The organism is Acinetobacter sp. Res13-Abat-PEC15-P4-01, from assembly GCF_015676285.1.
GTDB lineage: Bacteria > Pseudomonadota > Gammaproteobacteria > Pseudomonadales > Moraxellaceae > Acinetobacter > Acinetobacter nematophilus.
Genome location: NZ_JADAIN010000031.1, coordinates 64879 through 82472 on the forward strand (window position 1 = coordinate 64879; position 17594 = coordinate 82472).

The 17594-nt window shown below is 40.3% G+C and carries 19 protein-coding genes; 7 read left to right on the forward strand and 12 right to left on the reverse strand.

From position 1 onward, the window contains the following. Positions 1–32: 32 nt before the first annotated feature. Positions 33–986, forward strand: coding sequence for a bile acid:sodium symporter family protein (locus IMO47_RS11660; RefSeq protein ID WP_196075141.1), 954 nt, complete (start codon positions 33–35; stop codon positions 984–986). Positions 987–1038: 52 nt separating this feature from the next. On the opposite strand, the gene IMO47_RS11665 is transcribed toward IMO47_RS11660, so the two are convergent. Beyond that, positions 1039–1512 carry a DUF523 domain-containing protein gene (locus IMO47_RS11665; RefSeq protein ID WP_196075142.1) on the reverse strand — a complete coding sequence of 158 codons (474 nt, stop codon included), beginning with the start codon at positions 1510–1512 and terminating at the stop codon, positions 1039–1041. Next, a complete protein-coding gene (locus IMO47_RS11670) occupies positions 1509–2027 on the reverse strand; it encodes a GNAT family N-acetyltransferase (RefSeq protein ID WP_196075143.1) in 519 nt (172 codons plus the stop codon). The genes IMO47_RS11665 and IMO47_RS11670 overlap by 4 nt, the downstream gene beginning before the upstream one ends. Before the next feature lie 105 nt (positions 2028–2132). Here IMO47_RS11670 and IMO47_RS11675 point away from each other — a divergent pair, with 105 nt between their 5' ends. Beyond that, the gene (locus IMO47_RS11675) at positions 2133–2399 is read left to right on the forward strand and encodes a DUF4031 domain-containing protein (protein WP_196075144.1); all 267 of its coding nucleotides are present in this window, start codon (positions 2133–2135) and stop codon (positions 2397–2399) included. A gap of 118 nt (positions 2400–2517) precedes the next feature. Next, on the forward strand, positions 2518–2838 hold the full coding sequence (locus IMO47_RS11680) for a metalloregulator ArsR/SmtB family transcription factor (RefSeq protein WP_196075145.1): 321 nt from the start codon (positions 2518–2520) through the stop codon (positions 2836–2838). Between the two features lie 153 nt (positions 2839–2991). On the opposite strand, the gene IMO47_RS11685 is transcribed toward IMO47_RS11680, so the two are convergent. The 9 genes from IMO47_RS11685 to IMO47_RS11725 form a co-directional block, all read right to left on the reverse strand. Continuing rightward, complete coding sequence (locus IMO47_RS11685) at positions 2992–3963, reverse strand: cation diffusion facilitator family transporter (RefSeq protein ID WP_196075146.1); 972 nt, start codon at positions 3961–3963, stop codon at positions 2992–2994. 256 nt (positions 3964–4219) lie between these two features. After that, positions 4220–6058, reverse strand: coding sequence for a glutamine--fructose-6-phosphate transaminase (isomerizing) (gene glmS / locus IMO47_RS11690; RefSeq protein ID WP_196075147.1), 1839 nt, complete (start codon positions 6056–6058; stop codon positions 4220–4222). A 12-nt stretch (positions 6059–6070) separates the two neighbouring features. After that, positions 6071–7435: a bifunctional UDP-N-acetylglucosamine diphosphorylase/glucosamine-1-phosphate N-acetyltransferase GlmU gene (gene glmU, locus IMO47_RS11695; protein ID WP_196075148.1), complete on the reverse strand. Its 1365-nt coding sequence runs from the start codon at positions 7433–7435 to the stop codon at positions 6071–6073. 21 nt (positions 7436–7456) lie between these two features. Further along, complete coding sequence (locus IMO47_RS11700) at positions 7457–7933, reverse strand: phosphatidylglycerophosphatase A (protein WP_196075167.1); 477 nt, start codon at positions 7931–7933, stop codon at positions 7457–7459. A gap of 22 nt (positions 7934–7955) precedes the next feature. After that, positions 7956–8873, reverse strand: coding sequence for a thiamine-phosphate kinase (gene thiL, locus IMO47_RS11705; protein ID WP_196075149.1), 918 nt, complete (start codon positions 8871–8873; stop codon positions 7956–7958). An 11-nt stretch (positions 8874–8884) separates the two neighbouring features. Next, complete coding sequence (nusB, locus tag IMO47_RS11710; protein WP_196075150.1) at positions 8885–9334, reverse strand: transcription antitermination factor NusB; 450 nt, start codon at positions 9332–9334, stop codon at positions 8885–8887. 3 nt (positions 9335–9337) lie between these two features. Continuing rightward, positions 9338–9808 (reverse strand): 6,7-dimethyl-8-ribityllumazine synthase, encoded by a 471-nt coding sequence (gene ribE / locus IMO47_RS11715; RefSeq protein WP_004718750.1) that lies wholly within the window; start codon positions 9806–9808, stop codon positions 9338–9340. A gap of 100 nt (positions 9809–9908) precedes the next feature. Then, entirely contained in the window at positions 9909–11030 is a 1122-nt protein-coding gene (gene ribBA, locus IMO47_RS11720) for a bifunctional 3,4-dihydroxy-2-butanone-4-phosphate synthase/GTP cyclohydrolase II (RefSeq protein ID WP_196075151.1), read from the reverse strand. Between the two features lie 460 nt (positions 11031–11490). Then, positions 11491–12795, reverse strand: coding sequence for a hypothetical protein (locus IMO47_RS11725; protein WP_196075152.1), 1305 nt, complete (start codon positions 12793–12795; stop codon positions 11491–11493). A 59-nt stretch (positions 12796–12854) separates the two neighbouring features. Here IMO47_RS11725 and serB point away from each other — a divergent pair, with 59 nt between their 5' ends. The 3 genes from serB to IMO47_RS11740 all read left to right on the forward strand — a co-directional run bounded on the left by serB (position 12855) and on the right by IMO47_RS11740 (position 15508). Beyond that, on the forward strand, positions 12855–14075 hold the full coding sequence (serB, locus tag IMO47_RS11730; protein ID WP_196075153.1) for a phosphoserine phosphatase SerB: 1221 nt from the start codon (positions 12855–12857) through the stop codon (positions 14073–14075). Positions 14076–14499: 424 nt separating this feature from the next. Next, on the forward strand, positions 14500–14814 hold the full coding sequence (gene aciT, locus IMO47_RS11735) for a ciprofloxacin tolerance protein AciT (protein ID WP_004825944.1): 315 nt from the start codon (positions 14500–14502) through the stop codon (positions 14812–14814). Positions 14815–15028: 214 nt separating this feature from the next. After that, on the forward strand, positions 15029–15508 hold the full coding sequence (locus IMO47_RS11740) for an SCP2 sterol-binding domain-containing protein (protein ID WP_196075154.1): 480 nt from the start codon (positions 15029–15031) through the stop codon (positions 15506–15508). Between the two features lie 77 nt (positions 15509–15585). On the opposite strand, the gene dtd is transcribed toward IMO47_RS11740, so the two are convergent. Beyond that, positions 15586–16026: a D-aminoacyl-tRNA deacylase gene (dtd, locus tag IMO47_RS11745; protein WP_196075155.1), complete on the reverse strand. Its 441-nt coding sequence runs from the start codon at positions 16024–16026 to the stop codon at positions 15586–15588. Between the two features lie 272 nt (positions 16027–16298). Between dtd and pncB the strand changes: the two genes are divergently transcribed. After that, on the forward strand, positions 16299–17525 hold the full coding sequence (gene pncB / locus IMO47_RS11750; protein WP_196075156.1) for a nicotinate phosphoribosyltransferase: 1227 nt from the start codon (positions 16299–16301) through the stop codon (positions 17523–17525). The last annotated feature ends 69 nt before the right edge of the window (positions 17526–17594 follow it).

Sequence of the window (17594 nt, forward strand, 5' to 3'; positions counted from 1 at the left end):
GCCTTGATTTTAAACCTATTTGGGTCGGGACAATGTCAGCAATTTTATGCTTTAGTCAGTTTGTGCAAAAAACTTTCGCACTTTGGGTCGTTGTATTTGCCTTCATCGCATTATGCTTTCCCGATGCATTTATATGGATGAAAGCTTATATTCCATGGGTTCTTGGCATCATTATGCTGGGGATGGGAATGACCATGACGGTCGATGAGTTTAAAAATGTATTGTCCAATCCAAAAGCAGTGGTGATTGGTGTGGTAGCTCATTTTGTGGTGATGCCGAGCGTAGCATTTTTTCTCTGCAAAATTTTTAATTTACCACCAGAAATCGCTGTAGGTGTCATTCTCGTTGGATGTTGTCCAGGAGGAACTGCTTCCAATGTGATTACCTATATGGCAAAGGGCAATACTGCTTTATCTGTGACATGTACTTCTGTTTCAACATTTCTCGCTCCAGTTTTGACTCCCGCCATATTCTATATTTTAGCCAGTCAATGGATTCCGATTGATGCAGGCTCAATGTTTATTGATATTCTTAAAGTGGTGATTTTCCCCATCATCTTGGGCGTCATTTTAAGAAGTTTGTTTAAACAGAAGACAGAACAATATATCCAAGTTATGCCGTTGGTCTCTGTGATTGCGATTGTGGTCATCGTTGCAGCAATTATTGCCGCCAGTAAGGCGTCTATTTTGCAATCAGGTTTACTGATTCTCGGTGTAGTCATTTTACACAACGGATTAGGTTTTTTATTGGGCTATTGGGCAAGTCGTTTATTCAATTTATCTTATCCTGACTCCAAAGCTGTAGCGATTGAAGTGGGGATGCAAAACTCGGGTTTGGGAGTAACCTTGGCGGCACTTCATTTTGCCGCCTCTCCTGTGACCGCAGTCCCCAGTGCCATTTTCAGTTTATGGCATAATATTTCAGGTCCAATTTTAGCGACCTATTGGGCATCAAAAGCGGATAAAGTAACCCACAACCAGCCTTAACAGCAGCTCAAATTCCGTTTTTACACGGAGAGCTGCAGCAAGTTTTTGATGGTTATTCACTCTCGAGTTGTTTTAAAAACTCATTTTCCGTCATGACAATAAATCCATGTTGTTCCAATAAGGCAGTGGTGACACCTTTGCCTTGTACTTTTTGTCCCGAAAATGAACCATCATAAATCATACCTGAACCGCAAGAGGGGCTATTGGCTTTTAAGATAATATGGGTGACTTGGTATTGTTGTGCGAGTTTAAGTGCTTTTTCTGCACCTTGGATAAATGCTAAAGAAACGTCATCGCCATTGGCATCTTGGACTATAGCCTGTCCCTGTAAAACAGCATGACCATCACCGCCAACAATCTCAGCAGGAGGGCGTGGTGTGCTTAAACCACCTGAAACTTCAGGGCAGATCACTACAGCCTGTTGATTGTCGAGCAACTGCTTAAATATTTCTTGTAAACAGTTTTTGGCATCATAACGGACATTTTCACCAACAAGACATGCACTGATCAGATATTTTTTGGTCATCTTGGGTTTAATTCAAGCTGCATTAAATCCATGCCAATATCATATAAATCAGTTTTAAAGTCGAGGCTTAATTGTTCTGTAAAGGCAAATTTTTGATAGAATTTTTTTGCACGTGCATTGGTTTTCAGCACTTCTAAGAAGATATAAGCTTGATGATGCTGATTTGCGATCTCAATGATATATTGCATTAAATTTGCGGCTATATGTTTTCCGATGACCTCTTTAAGTAAATAAATTTTCTGTAATTCCATACCCATACACTTTAAATCGGGTTGGTATTGGTTAAGGTTGAGTTTAGCGTAGCCGATTAGTTGGGCATGCTCATTTTCAGCCAATACCCAAATTTGTTGCGGGTCTGCTAGGGATTCCGATAAGTTTTCAAGACTAAAATCTTGGTTGAGAAAATTTTGTAATCCTTGTTCTGACCAAAGCTCACTAAAATGTTGGCGATATGTGGTATTGCCTAGTGTATAAAGTTGATTTGCATGGGTCGTCGTGGCTTGGTAAATTTTCATGGTGTTTTATCTTAAAATGATGGCTTGTTATGATTGGATGCAATGTTCAATCATTGATGATTTTCATGTGATAATCAATCTAAAATATGGGAAATGAAAGTCACTATGAGCGTTTATGTCGATCGTGCAAAAGTACCGTTTAAAGGTAAAGAATGGTGCCATCTCATGGCAGATACGCTAGAGGAATTACACCATTTTGCAGAAATGTTAGGCATAGATTCCCGCTTATTTCATCGTTCAGCATCTTATCCTCATTATGACATTACTCTGCAAATGCGTGTCATCGCCCTTACGCATGGCGCAATTGATGCTGATCGAAAAACCATTATTGCTTGTGGTAAGCAGCTTAAACTTCAACTCAGCCAATCTTGATAAATGCCGACTGAATAGCATTTCTCAAAGGATTTTTTCTAGAGATTAAGTCTTGTTCTGATGAGAAGCACAAGAGTAGAATCTTCGATGACGATCAATGATGAACAATGATAGCGATATGAGTGTTAAAGAAGGTTCAACAGAAATATCACAGGACGAAATTATTATTCTGGCTGAAACTTTTCGGCTTTTGGGGGATCCTTCACGTCTGAGAATTCTTCTGTTCTGTATGCGTGGACCTAGCCCTGTAGGTGATATTTGTGAAGCACTGGATTTGTCACAATCTTTGGTCAGCCACCATTTACGTTTATTGCGTTCTGCACGATTAGTTAAAAGTGAACGTCAGGCAAAACAAGTCCTGTATGAAATAGCAGATACCCATGTGAGTCATGTTCTGTCTGATATGGCAAAACATATTGCAGAAGAACAATGTGGATAAAATGTTGTTATTTTAATAAATTAAATAATTGAATTTATTTAAGTTTGATTCAATTTTTCATGTTGATCAAAATAAAGGCTGATCTTTAAATGTAAATGCCACAAGATTGTTAGAAATAACCTTGTGGCATTTTATGATTGACGGATACTGATCTTAGTGGCTATGCCCAGCATGAGGATCAATTTTGACCGGTTTTTCAAGACTACATGAGCTATCACCCTGCCAATCAATAGCCACGGTTGGATGTTCAATATCAAACTTGGTTTTTAATTCATGTTCAATTTGTTCGGTCAGTGTTTTGATATCAATACCCGCCTCAGGTTGGACATGTAATGTTGCCATTGCTCTCCCTGAAGTAATCATCCATACATGAATATGGCTAATTTTCTGAATGCCATGAACGGATTTTAATAAGTGAGCGGTAATATCTGTTGTATTGGCATTTGCAGGAGCGCCTTCGAGTAAAATATGAATGGTTTGCTTAAACAGCGACCATGCACTACGTAATACCAGTAATGAGACAAGTACAGATAAGATAGGATCAATCGGGGTCCAACCTGAATACCAGATGACAATCGCAGCGATAATTGCAGCAACTGAACCGAGTAGATCACCCATCACATGTAAAATTGCTCCTTTAACATTTACATGATCTGTATCGTTTCGTGTCAGATACCATAATACAAAGATATTTACCAGCATCCCAATAATGGCCACAACGAACATGGGTCCCGCAAGAACAGGTTGAGGTGATTGAAAACGTACAATTGCCTCATAAACGATCCAGCCCACAATCCCGAACAAGGTTAGAGAATTGATCAAGCCTGCAATGACTTCAAAGCGCATATAACCAAAAGTACGGGATTTATCTGCGGTGCGTCGACCGAAGCGAAAGGCTGCATATGCTAGGCCCAATGCAAGTGCATCAGTCAGCATATGTCCCGCATCCGCCAGAAGTGCCAGTGAACCGGATATGATTCCTCCAGCAGCTTCAACAAGCATAAAACTAAAAATAATGAAAAATGAAATGAGAATTTTTCTTTCATTCCCACCATTTGCTTCAGGCGCATGTGTATGGTCATGATCACTATGGCTGTTATGGGTATGATTGTGATTATGTCCCATAAGGACCTCTGCATTATTGGATTAACTACATATGAATATATGTTCATATGTTTGTTTTGTCAAATGTGTTTATGTTAACTGCTGTATTTCATTATTGATCAAATTAATTTAAAGCCTGATGGATTTATATACAGTCTTATATAAAAAAATCCACACATCCATGCTGTTTTCGTGCATGAATTGTGTGGATCTTTTACTATGGGTATATATTAGATTTTATCAATCAGATACATATACTCAATATCGGACACATTGATTATTCAACAGTGACAGACTTTGCCAAATTACGCGGCTGGTCTACATCTGTACCACGTAATACCGCAACATGATAAGACAACAACTGTACAGGGACACTATAAACAATCGGTGCTAGCCACGTGTTGACGGCAGGCACATTGACAACATGTTGACGGTCTTTATTGATAATTCCACTGTTTTCGTCAGCAAATACAAATAATTCACCGCCACGTGCTTGAACTTCTTCCATATTTGATTTGAGTTTATCCAACATATCATCATTCGGTGCAAGAATGACCACAGGCATATCATTGTCAACCAAAGCCAACGGACCATGCTTCAATTCACCCGCAGCATAACCTTCGGCATGAATATAGGAAATTTCTTTTAGCTTTAAAGCACCTTCCAGTGCGATTGGAAACTCTGTGCCACGACCCAAGAATAAACAGTGTTGTTTTTCTTTGAACAGTTCGGATAAACGTAAAATTTCTGCATCATTCTGCAAAGTATCAAGAATCACTTTTGGAATATGCCATAACGCCGAGGTAATTTGTTCAATAGACTCCGCAGTAATACTTTGCTTGACCTGACCAAGTTTCAGCGTTAACAGCATCAAAGCAGCAAGCTGAGTGGTAAATGCTTTGGTAGAAGCAACACCAATTTCAGGACCCGCAAGCGTTAAAAGATGATGGTTGGTTTCACGAACCATTGACGATGTTGCAACATTACAAATGGTCATGGTACAAATATTTAAGCCTCTCGCTTGCGCTCGTTTTTGAGTATCACGCAAGGCAGCTAAAGTATCTGCAGTTTCACCTGATTGAGAAATGCAGATGTAGAGTGTGTTTGCGACAATCACGGGTGAGCGATAACGGAACTCGCTGGCAATCTCAACTTGGCAAGGCAAATCGATCAGCTGTTCAAACCAATATTTTGCAATCATTCCTGCATGGTAGCTGGTTCCACAAGCAAGAATTTGAATTTGCTGGACATTTTTAAAATCGACTTCAGCATTCTGTAAAAAGTCTTCACGCAATGCATTGCCATTTAATGCTTGAGAAATGGTTTGCTGAATTGCTTCGGGCTGTTCATAAATCTCTTTAAGCATATAATGCTTATATTCACCTTTCGATGCATTGCTTACCGCAGCATCTAACTCTTTAATTGGGCGTTCCACCAATTGATCATGCACAAAAACTTCAATTGTTTCACGCGTTAAACGCGCAATATCACCTTCTTCAAGATAGATGAAACGGTTGGTGACAGGTAAAAGCGCCAATTGATCTGAGCTGATAAAGTTTTCACCGATACCCACACCAATCACTAAAGGCGAACCTTCACGAACAGCAATCAATTCATCAGGAAAATCAGTATGAACAATCCCCAGTGCATAAGCACCTTTTAATTGTGGAACTACTTCCTCAACAGCTTTGAGTAGAGTTGATGTTGATTTGAGTGCTTCAGCAATTAAGTGTGCAACAACTTCGGTATCTGTTTGTGAAGTGAACACATAACCAAGCGCTTCAAGATCGTCTTTCAATTCTTGATAATTTTCAATAATACCGTTATGTACAACCGCAACATGCCCAGAAATATGGGGATGCGCATTGTTTTCTGTAGGTTTACCGTGAGTTGCCCAACGGGTGTGGGCAATACCAAGTGAACCTAAAATATTGGATTCAGAAATTGCCCCTTCTAAATTGGCAACTTTACCAACACGACGTTCACGCAAGATTTGTCCTTGATCGACAAGTGCAACTCCCGCTGAGTCATAACCACGATATTCAAGGCGCTTTAGACCTTCAATTAAAATATTTGTAATGCTTCGTTCAGCAACGCCACCAACAATACCGCACATATTAATATCCTCTTATTTCTTGACCTTTTGGGGACGTTGATAATTTTCTTTAGAAATTTGTTTTGCACGTTCAAATGCAAGACTGTTGTCAGCGACATCATGGGTAATCACAGAACCGGCACCTGTGGTTGCGCCATGGCCAATTTTGATTGGGGCTACAAGTGAATTATTGGTACCGATAAAGGCATTGTCACCAATAATGGTTTTGTGCTTATTGACACCATCATAGTTACACGTGATAGTCCCTGCACCGATATTTGAGCCGGCACCAATTTCAGCATCACCTAAATAAGTGAAATGATTTGCTTTGGAGCCTAAACCTACTGTGGTGTTTTTAACCTCAACAAAGTTTCCGATATGCACTTCATTGGCCAGTTTGGCGCCTGGGCGAAGTCGTGCAAATGGACCAATCTTGACATCCGAACCAATCACCGCATCTTCAAATACGCTATAGGCTTGAACTTTGGTACCCGCGGCGATTTGAGTATTTTTTATTACACAGCCTGCACCAATTTCAACACCATCACCAAAACTACAACTGCCTTCAACAATGACATTGATATCAATACGAACATCTGTGCCTACAGTGAGTTGACCACGTAAGTCAAAACGAGATGGATCAATCAAATGTACGCCTTGCTGCATCAGTTGTTTGGCTTGATAGTTTTGAAATTCACGTTCCAAAGCTGCAAGTTGGATACGATCATTTACGCCCTCAACTTCAAATGCCAACTCAGGCTGAATAGAAGAAATTTCCATCCCGTCAGCCAATGCCATTGCAACGATGTCGGTCAGGTAGTATTCACCTTGTGCATTGTCATTACTGAGTTGAGGCAGCCATTCATGCAGTTTGGCATTGCTGACACAGTAAATACCCGTGTTAATCTCTTTAATCTGGCGTTGTTCTTCGGAAGCGTCTTTATGTTCAACAATTGCCTGGATTTTTCCATCTTTACGAACAATACGTCCATAACCTGTTGAATCCTCAAGCGTCAATGTGACTAAGCCAATACCTGTTGGCGTAGACACATCGACTAAACGTTGCAAGGTACTGTGTTGAACACAAGGGACATCCCCAGAAAGAATCAAGGAAATTCCATCTTTGGGTAAAACAGGCAAGGTGACTTTTACTGCATGCCCTGTACCCAATTGTTCAGTTTGTTCTACCCATTCAACATTTTCTTGCACAAATGCCTGTTGAACCAGATCACCGCCATGCCCAAAAATGGTAATAATATTTTTTGCTTGTAATTTTTTTGCTGTTTCAATTACATGACCGAGTAATGGACGTCCTGCTAAAGGTTGAAGTACCTTGGGTAATCGAGAGCGCATACGCGTTCCTTTCCCTGCCGCAAGAATGATCACAGTTGTAGACATATCACACCTAACCGATCTGGCTTAAGCCATTTTAAAATATAAATAAATCATGATACATATTGCTGCCCAGACCCCTGCAATAATGTCGTCAAACATGATGCCAAAACCGCCATCGACTTTTTGATCAATGATGCGAATTGGCCAAGGTTTCCAAACATCAAATAAGCGGAACAATGCAAATCCAACCACAACCCATATCCAATTCATTTGTCCAATATAGATTAAGGGAAGAAATGTAATGGATTGTCCTGCAAACTCATCCCAAACGATTCGACCATCATCATGCACATGAATAATGTCTGCCGTTTTTCCACAAATCCAGATTCCGACCAATGACATCATCATGATGGCCAATATGGCGCCATAAAAGCCAATTGCAAGCCAAATCGGAATAAACAACAATGCAAAAGCAGAACCGAATGTACCGGGCGCTTTAGGTGCTAATCCAGAGCCAAAGCCAACACCGCAGAACACAATCAAGCGTTCAGACCATGTCATATTTTTAAAGACAATCGGAGGTTTATGCAAAGTGTTGGTACCCTTGAAGCTGCAGTGGATGGTCTAAGCCATCTTTTTCAAATACGATGCCATTTGATCGTGTAACTTTTCCAATAATTGTAGTGGTTACATTGGGTTGTAATTGCAAAAGTTTATCATAATTTTGCATACTTATTGTAAAGCACAATTCATAGTCATCCCCGCCAGCTAAAGCATATTTCCACTGCTGATTTTCACTTAAATCCCTTAAAGCAGGATTAATCGGGAGCTGATTTAAATTAATTTTAGCACCTACCTTGGAAGCATCCAAGATGTGCCCAAGATCTTGAGCCAAACCATCTGAAACATCAATCATGCTTGACGCTAAACCTTTAAGCATTGCGCCAAGTTCACAACGAGGTATTGGATAGTCCAGACGTTGTTGAAGAGGATGCCCTAAATGTTGCAGCGCGAATGCGGCATCGCCTATAGAACCACTGACAACAATCAGGTCATCCACTTGTGCCTGAGCACGTGTCACGGCTTGATCTGTTTCAATCCACCCCAGTGCGGTTACCGTGATGGTAAGATGAGGGCTTTGTGTGGTGTCACCACCAATTAAACGTACCCCAAATTGATCACAACAATCATATAAGCCCTGACTAAAGTCTTTTAGCCATTCATGATCAATTTGGGCTAAGCTCAGTGCGAGAAGAATGCTGTGGGGTTTTGCGCCCATGGCAGCAATGTCTGAAAGATTGACAGCGACAGATTTCCAACCAATGGCATGGGCAGAAGTATCTAAGGGGAAATGTCGTCCTGCGACAAGTGTATCTGTACAGATCACCAGTTGGTGATTTAAAGGTGGGGTGAGCAGGGCTGAGTCATCTCCGACACCCAAGTCAACATCAGACTGTTGCTGACGGTTGAAATAGCGCTCAATAATTGAAAACTCAGCCATGTAAAAACAACTTATTTAGGTTGTTGCTTTTCTGCTTCACGCAGGCTTGTCGCTAAACGGTCTAATACACCATTGATGTATTTGTGACTGTCAGCACCACCAAAGTGTTTTGCCAATTCAATGGCTTCATCCAGTACCACGCGATATGGAATTTCAAGATGATCTTTGAGTTCATATGCGCCCAAACGTAATGTAGCAAGTTCTACACCATCCAAAGCATCAATTTCACGATCTAGAACTGGAATTAGTAAAGCATCCAATGCTTCATGATTGGCAATCACGGTAGTGAGCAACTCATGATAATAGCTCAGATCCACTTTATGCATTGCATTTTCAGCACGTGTGCGTGCTTCGATTTCATGCACTGGGTTGTGGCTCATTTGCCATTCATAAATCCCTTGTACAGCAAAGCGACGTGCTTTACGTTTTGCTGCATAAGTAGCTTGGAGTGTTTGCGACATGCTTTAAATTGCCTTTAACAGGTTAACCATTTCAATTGCAGTAAGGGCAGCTTCACCACCTTTATTACCTGCTTTTGTACCAGAGCGTTCAATCGCCTGCTCAATACTATCCGTAGTCAATACACCATTGATTACAGGTAAACCAGTATCTAAACCAACTACACCTAAACCTTTGGCACATTCACCTGCAACGAAGTCGAAATGTGGTGTACTTCCACGAATCACTGCGCCAAGTGCGATCACTGCATCAAACTTACCAGAAGCCGCCAATTTTTTAGCGACAACAGGCAGTTCCCATGCACCAGGTGCATGAACGACAGTGATATTATCGTCGCTTACACCATGGCGATGCAATGTATCAATTGCACCTTCTAATAAATGTTCAACAACAAAGCTGTTAAAACGACCAACTAAAATCGCGTAACGGTCTTCGCTCGCGAGATGTAATAAACCTTCAATTCGGCGAATCGCCATGGCAACCTCGATAATTTAACAGATAAGTTATTTTACAGACTTCTTGGATCATACGCTGTTTTTAATACGACAACATAGATCCAAGCCGTCGATTTAAAAATTATGAATCAGCTTTTGCATCAGCCGTCATATACTCAACCACTTCCAGATGAAATCCTGACAATGCATTAAAGCGAAGCGGTGAACTTAACAACTTCATTTTTTCTACGCCTAAATCACGTAAAATCTGAGCACCTACACCAATCGTTTGATATTGCTGAGAAAGTGCGGCATTCGATTTGGTCGGCTTTGGTTTGCCCAATGCTTCTAGAGCTGGACCTAAATCAGATAAATGGCGTTGCCCAATCCAGACCAACACACCACGTTCGCTATACGCAATCGTTTTCAGTGCTTTATCCAGATTCCACGCAGGCTCACCATCTTTTTTATTGAGTTTGAGTAAGTCGCGCGCAGGATTAAAACCGTGTACACGTACAGTGGTTACACCTTCTTTAGGCTCACCTTTCACCAAAGCCAAATGAATATCCGGGTTGCCAATTTCACGATAGCGATACAGATCAAATGTTCCGTATTCGGTATCAATGCTTTGCTGATCCAAACGTTCAACCGTTTGCTCATTGGTCATACGGTAATGGATGAGATCGGCAATGGTGCCAATTTTTAAACCATGCTTTTCAGCAAACACCTCAAGGTCTGGTCGACGTGCCATTGTGCCGTCTTCGTTGATGATTTCGCAGATCACTGAAGCCGGTTCTAAGCCCGCTAAACGAGACAGGTCACAACCTGCTTCGGTATGTCCAGCACGGTGAAGTACGCCACCTGGTTGTGCCATTAACGGGAAAATATGACCCGGCTGTACAATATCAGAAGGTTTGGCATGTGCTGCTACAGCCGTTTGAATGGTATGTGCACGTTCCGCAGCAGAAATACCTGTGGTAATTCCATCAGCTGCTTCAATTGAAAGCGTAAAGTTGGTACCGTGTTGAGCACCATTTTGATCGACCATCAATGGTAAATCGAGTTGCTTACAGCGATCACGGCTCAAGGTCAAGCACACTAGACCGCGTGCATGGGTGATCATAAAGTTGATGTCTTCAGGACGTACATGTGTTGCAGCAATCACCAAATCGCCTTCATTTTCACGATCTTCGTCATCCATCAGGATAACCATTTTCCCTGCACGGATATCTGCTACAAGCTCTTCAACGGTATTGAGCGGCATCAACCTTCACCTTTTTGTTCTGTCGTGTGACATTTTCATTGGATTCATTCGGCACATAGTCTAACGCGTTTTTACGTATTTTGCCTATGCTTATCATCTTCCTTTACAGCTGATAGTTATACACAAGCTTGTAGGGGTATGAAAAGAGAAGGAAAATTGATTTATGCGGATTTTGAACAAACATTAAACGCTTATTTAGAAAAAAATAAGATGAGCTTATGAGGATCTATCGATATTTTATAAATAGCTTGCGTTGCAGGTTAAAATTGAGCAGGCAAGGCATGAAATGAAGGAGACAGCGAGAATATTTTCAAGTTTCATATTTTGTGCCTAGTATCTATTAAAAAACACGCCCAGTCGCAAACATAGGCGAATTGCCAACACACCCGAGTATTTAAGCGGATAAAAATGAAAAAAGCGCTCTACCTTTATGAGTAGAACGCCCTTATGGTGATTTGAATTATAAATCTGACACAGGTTCAGAACTGACGCTTTGTTTTTTTCCTTTTAGAATTTCTGTACGAATATTTTGTGCAAGCTCGGCACACTCATTATTCATTCCATTAATCATAAAGGCATGGCGTGTCAGTACGTTGGTCGGATTTGGCAAGGCAACCAATTGATAGCAATCGCCAATATGTTTGAGTTGATCATTGCTTAAGTACAGTGCCATTTCTTTGGCAATTAAATGATTCACCAAGCGTTCTGCTGCATGTTTCGCATCCAACTGCATTGCTTCTACAGAAGTTGTCACGGCACAGCGTGTCTGTAAAACGAAGCGTTTGTCTTCACGATAACGTTTATACAGAACCTCTGAAAGTAATTGGAACACTGAACCTATCATCAAGATGGATTGTGCCGCATTGGGCTTTTCAGCATCAACGCTCAAGATCGCACCATGTTGATTAAAAGCTTGATGAATGACGAAATCTTTAGAATTGAGTTTGAAATGTTGAGCACAAAGTTCAATACTTTTATTCAGGAAAATCTGACATAAGTTGAAATAAGGGACAGATACAGACTGATTAACGGTATTCATCAATTGTTTTGGATCATAATACTGAATATTCAGTGCAAGAATTTCTTGATCATCATCGACAGTAGACGTGACTGCAACTTTAGGCTCAGGTTTGATTTTGTTTTGTGCCTGTTGTTGTGCTTGCGCAATTGCTAAGGTGCGATTGGCTTTTTCAGCCTCCAGCGCCTCAGTTAATTGTTGAATTTCATGCTTCAGGCGTGCTTCATTATTGATTCTTGCCAGATATTCACTCCGTGTCGGTCGTGCAATTGCGCGATAGGCCAACCAAAGGAAAGCATGGATCAAAAGTGAAACGAGAATCGCCAGCCATTGTGTCCGTAAAATCTCACCAATACTTGGTTTGATTAAAGTGATTTCAATCGTTCCGACTTTTTTCTCGTTCTGCAATGCATCTCGAACAAACACTTCACCTTGGCGAGTTTTTGCCATGCCGCTGGTTGCAAGAACCTGTTTTTTAGCATCAAGTATTCGAATCGAAGCAACGCTCGGATTGGTCGCATAACGATTTGCCAACAGTGCCAATGAAACTGTATTTGCAGGTTCAAGCTCGGACAGACTGTCTGTGACCAGTTGGCTGGTCATCAGTTGCCCTTGACTGGCACGGTTTTCATTTAACTGATGTGTTGTTGCAACTACCAATAAAAAGGTATGAAATGCAAAACTTACAATAAGTAGGCTAGCAAATAGCCCTTGTCTTGGCGCATTCAACGTAAACTTCCAAAGCAAAAAATTTCGATTTCGATTATGATTCTTCCAATTGTTGTAGCTCAGACCCGAGTCAATTCATGCGAGAAATCATTCTTATTTCATTTTTAGGACCTGACCAACCCAATCAGTTTACTCGATTAATGCAAGTGTTGTCCGTACATTCTTTGCAAATATTAGATGTAGGGCAGGCGGTCATCCACAATCAATTGACTTTAGGTATTGTAGTGTCGTCAAACGACCAGACTGCAACAGCTTTAGCAATGAAAGACATTCTTATTTTAGCACATGATATTGGGCTAACCGTTCGTTTTAAACCAATTTCAGGTACAGAATATGACCAATGGGTGAGTGAAGGTGGACGTACCCGCTATATTGTGACGGCATTGGCACCAGAATTAACCGCTGCACACTTACAAGCTGTAACAAATATTGTTTCAAGTCAGGGGTTTAATATTGAAACAGTGACGCGTTTGTCTGGTCGTCCTGAGCGCGGAGGACATCAAGATGTACTCAAACGTTCATGTGTTCAATTTGGCTTGAGTGGGCAAATGCTGGATGCGCAAGCGATGCGTGCAGCATGTTTGCGTCTTTCGGCTGAACTGAACATTGATGTGGCTGTGCAGGAAGACAATGCTTACCGACGCAATCGCCGTTTAGTCTGCTTTGATATGGACTCGACTTTAATTGAACAAGAAGTGATTGATGAGTTGGCTAAAGAAGCGGGTGTGGGGGATAAGGTTGCTGAAATCACAGAACTTGCGATGCAGGGTGAATTGGATTTTCAGCAAAGCTTCCGTGCACGTGTGGCCTTGTTGAAAGGCTTGGATGCTGATGTTTTACCTCAAATTGCCGCACGATTAACCATTACCGAAGGGGCAGAGCGTTTAATTTCTACCCTGAAATCTTTGGGCTATAAAACCGCAATCTTATCGGGTGGTTTTCAATATTTCGCAGAATATCTACAAGAGAAATTAGGTATTGATGAAGTTCATGCCAATATTCTTGATGTAGAAAATGGTCAAGTCACAGGCGAAGTAAAAGGGCATATTGTGGATGGTGCGCGCAAAGCCTATCTATTGACTGAATTGGCTGAAAAAATGGGAATTTCGCCAGAGCAGGCGATTGCTGTGGGTGATGGCGCAAATGACTTACCGATGCTTTCTATTGCTGGTTTAGGCGTGGCATTCCGTGCCAAACCTTTGGTTCGTCAAAACGCCAATCAGGCCATTTCAAGTGTGGGCTTAGACGGTGTACTTTATCTCTTGGGTGTGCATGATAAAGATCTTAGCCGTGCTTAAACGCTTTTACTGAGAGTGCAGAAAATGAAAAATAGCGACATGATGTCGCTATTTTTGTTTGAAAATGAATCACTTTGCTGTCATCAAACCTAAATAATACATTTTGATAAAAAGATTCGATTTAAAACTTAAATTTTTTTATTTCTACAGAAATGCAACATGTATTTTTTTGTAATGACACTGCATGATTGATGGCAATTAGATTGTGAGAAAAACATGATTCTTAAAAAATGTAATGACAAATGAATGTTGCGACAAAGTGTGTCGTTTAGCAGAAAAACAGCACTTTCCTTCTTATAAAAACCATACATAATGCAAGGCATAAGCTTCTATAAGATGGTTAAAGAAAAATTATAAAGCTTGAACTTGTTGTGAAACACCACTTAGACGGTTTATGAGAGACATCATTTTGACGGAGGTTGTTATGGTATCAGCGACATTTGCAACATTGATTGGATTCGCTCTAATTGCTGCAGCGTTGGCTACTGTTTTCTTTTCCCCTTATCGTCATTGGTTAGGGTTTATGTTTGCGGGTATGATCTTCTGGGGCACCCTAGAAGCAATGCGTTACAGCGTACAGAATATTTTCGATCTTTCGGTGGCATATAGTTATTTAACGGCAATTATGCTCGCCATGTCTGCATTGATTGCGTTGTTATTGCGTGAAGATAGCCGTGCTCAAAAAGCACTGGCAAATCGTCAATATATTGAGCACACCCCAGTCTATGAAGATGAATAAGTATTGAGTGAACAGAATGACAATATGCAAACCAAGATAACAATAGTGACTTTAATTACACGAAAAAAATCAATTTAGACATTTTAAGGTATATCAAAATGGTATACCTTTTTTCAGTTTATACTTTGTTCTCAAAGCCATGTCTAAGAAATGACAAGTTATGCTAGGATGAGCAAATTCGGATCTAATTTAAAAAACAACAGGCTTAAATGTCATGAAACTTTCTGCAATTCCAGTTGTGAAGTTACCAATCGTTGATGCAAGTACAGATCCATTGGATTTACTTGTATTGGGTTTAGCGCTTCGTATGAAACAATTGGCGCGTACCAGCCCAAAATTTATTGAATTGACCCATGATCGTCAGTTCCGTATCCAGATTGGTACAGACTTAGGCGTGGCTCGCCAAATTATTGTCAATAACGGTCAAATTGATACAGTTTCAGGTGCCGAACAAAAAGCGGATTTCGTTTTACAGTTTGCTGACAGTGATCAAGGTGTGAAAACTTTGGTCAAAGGTGATCCAACTGCATTTATGACGGGTATGCAAAACGGCACGATTAAAATGGAAGGTGATTTTAGTTTGCTGGTGTGGTTTAACCAAGTTGCCAAGTTAATCCCGCCGAAAGTACCAAAATCTGTCAAAGAAAAAATCAAATTGGCACGTCAGTTCTTAAAGGAAAAAACAGGTCGATAATTGGTTTTCAAGCATTAAAAAAGCCCACTCGGGCTTTTTTATATTTTAAAAAGTGAGTTTGTGTTGTGTATGTGAGCTTATTCAACCTCTAGGTTGAAGGTCACAGGTCCATCATTGATCAAATAAACTTTCATATCTGCTGCAAAGATTCCTGTTTGTACATTTGCAAATTGTGATTGCGCATATGCAACCAATTGTTCATACAATGCTTTGGCTTCATTAGGTGGCATTGCTGGTCCAAAGTCAGGACGCAAGCCTTTTTGTGTTTGTGCCATTAAGGTAAACTGTGAAACCAGTAGAATTCCACCATCGGCTTGGCTGACATTCCAGCCCATTTTTCCTTGCTCATCATCAAAAAAGCGATATTTTAAAATCTTATCAATCAGTTTTTGACCCTTTTCAAAGTTATCTTCTTTACCTAAACCTAAAAAAACCAAAATCCCTTTTTGGATTTCTCCAGTGACTTCACCATCAACCACGACTTTGGCTTCTAACACTCGTTGTAATAATGCACGCATAGGAACAATAAGACTAAAATATGATAGAGCTATTCTAACAGTAATAGATCATCAAGATTGTCTAAAATGCACCACTTATAAAATTTTATAAATATTTGAATAAGCAAATCTTTTGCTTAATTATTCAGCATTTTCTGATCGGGGAAAGATAATGATCTTAGAGGTTTAAGTGCTGTTGAATTGCAAATATAGCAATTCACAATCAAATGATTACGTTACGCCCTTCAAAAATATGCTTTAATAAAAAAAGCATAGCGAAATTACAAACAGATATGGCGCCAATCATTCAATCTTTGCTGGATACCGATTTATATAAATTTACCATGTTGCAAGTGGTACTTCATAAATTTCCTCAAACCCACAGTGTCTACCATTTCCGCTGCCGTAATCTGGATGATACCGTTTATCCGTTAACGGATATTTTGGAGGATTTGAATGAGCAATTGGATCATCTTTGCTTATTAAAGTTTAAAGAAGACGAATTACAATATTTACGCAGCATGCGTTTTATCAAAAGTGATTTTGTTGATTATCTAGAATTATTCCAACTGAAACGGCGTTTTATCAAAGCCGGTATAGATGAAGAAGGTCGTTTGGATATTTGGGTAGAAGGTCCAATGGTTCAAGCGATGATGTTTGAAATCTTTGTTCTTGCGATCGTGAACGAGCTTTATTTTAGCCGTATTCGCAATGAGGGGGTGTATGCTGAGGGTGAACGACGTCTACAAGCCAAAGTTGAGTTATTAAAGAAATTTGAACAGCAGCAACAGGCGGATAAGCCCCCATTCTTGGTGTCTGATTTTGGTACCCGTCGCCGTTATAGTTTGGATTGGCAAAGACACGTGATTCAAACGTTTCATGAAGCAGTACCTCATGTTTTTAGAGGAACCAGTAATGTTCTGTTGGCAAAAGAGTTAAATATTTATCCAATTGGAACAATGGCCCATGAATTTTTGCAAGCTTTCCAAGCTTTAGATGTGCGTCTAAGAGACTTTCAAAAAGCGGCTTTGGAAACTTGGGTACAAGAATATCGTGGAGATTTAGGCATTGCCTTGACCGATGTTGTTGGTATGGATGCATTCCTGCGGGATTTCGATCTGTATTTTGCCAAACTGTTTGATGGTTTACGCCATGACAGTGGTGACCCTTTTGAATGGGGCGATAAGGCATATCATCACTATCGTAAATTAAAAATTGATACCCGCGCCAAAATGCTGACTTTTAGTGATGGTTTAGATATAGAGCGGGCATGGGCTTTATATCAATATTTCAAAGATCGTTTCCAAGTGAGTTTTGGTATAGGAACCAATTTGACCAATGATATGGGGCAAACGCCACTGAATATTGTTTTAAAATTGGTGGAGTGTAATGGTCAGTCTGTCGCGAAAATTTCTGATAGTCCAGGAAAAACCATGACGGATAATGATACATTTCTGGCGTATCTGCGACAGGTCTTTGAAATACCAGAAGTTGTCGATGCAGAGAAAAATGATATCTGATTTTTTGCTAAAAGAATGTGAAAAATCAGCTTATTGGGAAAAAACACTGTGCTAAGATCATGACTATTC

Bases quoted from the DNA above. Each gene is read 5' to 3' on its own strand.
- IMO47_RS11660 (WP_196075141.1), top strand. From the start codon at position 33: ATGTCAGCAATTTTATGCTTTAGTCAGTTTGTGCAAAAAACTTTCGCA.
- IMO47_RS11665 (WP_196075142.1), bottom strand. From the start codon at position 1,512: ATGACCAAAAAATATCTGATCAGTGCATGTCTTGTTGGTGAAAATGTC.
- IMO47_RS11670 (WP_196075143.1), bottom strand. From the start codon at position 2,027: ATGAAAATTTACCAAGCCACGACGACCCATGCAAATCAACTTTATACA.
- IMO47_RS11675 (WP_196075144.1), top strand. From the start codon at position 2,133: ATGAGCGTTTATGTCGATCGTGCAAAAGTACCGTTTAAAGGTAAAGAA.
- IMO47_RS11680 (WP_196075145.1), top strand. From the start codon at position 2,518: ATGAGTGTTAAAGAAGGTTCAACAGAAATATCACAGGACGAAATTATT.
- IMO47_RS11685 (WP_196075146.1), bottom strand. From the start codon at position 3,963: ATGGGACATAATCACAATCATACCCATAACAGCCATAGTGATCATGAC.
- glmS (WP_196075147.1), bottom strand. From the start codon at position 6,058: ATGTGCGGTATTGTTGGTGGCGTTGCTGAACGAAGCATTACAAATATT.
- glmU (WP_196075148.1), bottom strand. From the start codon at position 7,435: ATGTCTACAACTGTGATCATTCTTGCGGCAGGGAAAGGAACGCGTATG.
- IMO47_RS11700 (WP_196075167.1), bottom strand. From the start codon at position 7,933: ATGACATGGTCTGAACGCTTGATTGTGTTCTGCGGTGTTGGCTTTGGC.
- thiL (WP_196075149.1), bottom strand. From the start codon at position 8,873: ATGGCTGAGTTTTCAATTATTGAGCGCTATTTCAACCGTCAGCAACAG.
- nusB (WP_196075150.1), bottom strand. From the start codon at position 9,334: ATGTCGCAAACACTCCAAGCTACTTATGCAGCAAAACGTAAAGCACGT.
- ribE (WP_004718750.1), bottom strand. From the start codon at position 9,808: ATGGCGATTCGCCGAATTGAAGGTTTATTACATCTCGCGAGCGAAGAC.
- ribBA (WP_196075151.1), bottom strand. From the start codon at position 11,030: ATGCCGCTCAATACCGTTGAAGAGCTTGTAGCAGATATCCGTGCAGGG.
- serB (WP_196075153.1), top strand. From the start codon at position 12,855: ATGCGAGAAATCATTCTTATTTCATTTTTAGGACCTGACCAACCCAAT.
- aciT (WP_004825944.1), top strand. From the start codon at position 14,500: ATGGTATCAGCGACATTTGCAACATTGATTGGATTCGCTCTAATTGCT.
- IMO47_RS11740 (WP_196075154.1), top strand. From the start codon at position 15,029: ATGAAACTTTCTGCAATTCCAGTTGTGAAGTTACCAATCGTTGATGCA.
- dtd (WP_196075155.1), bottom strand. From the start codon at position 16,026: ATGCGTGCATTATTACAACGAGTGTTAGAAGCCAAAGTCGTGGTTGAT.
- pncB (WP_196075156.1), top strand. From the start codon at position 16,299: ATGGCGCCAATCATTCAATCTTTGCTGGATACCGATTTATATAAATTT.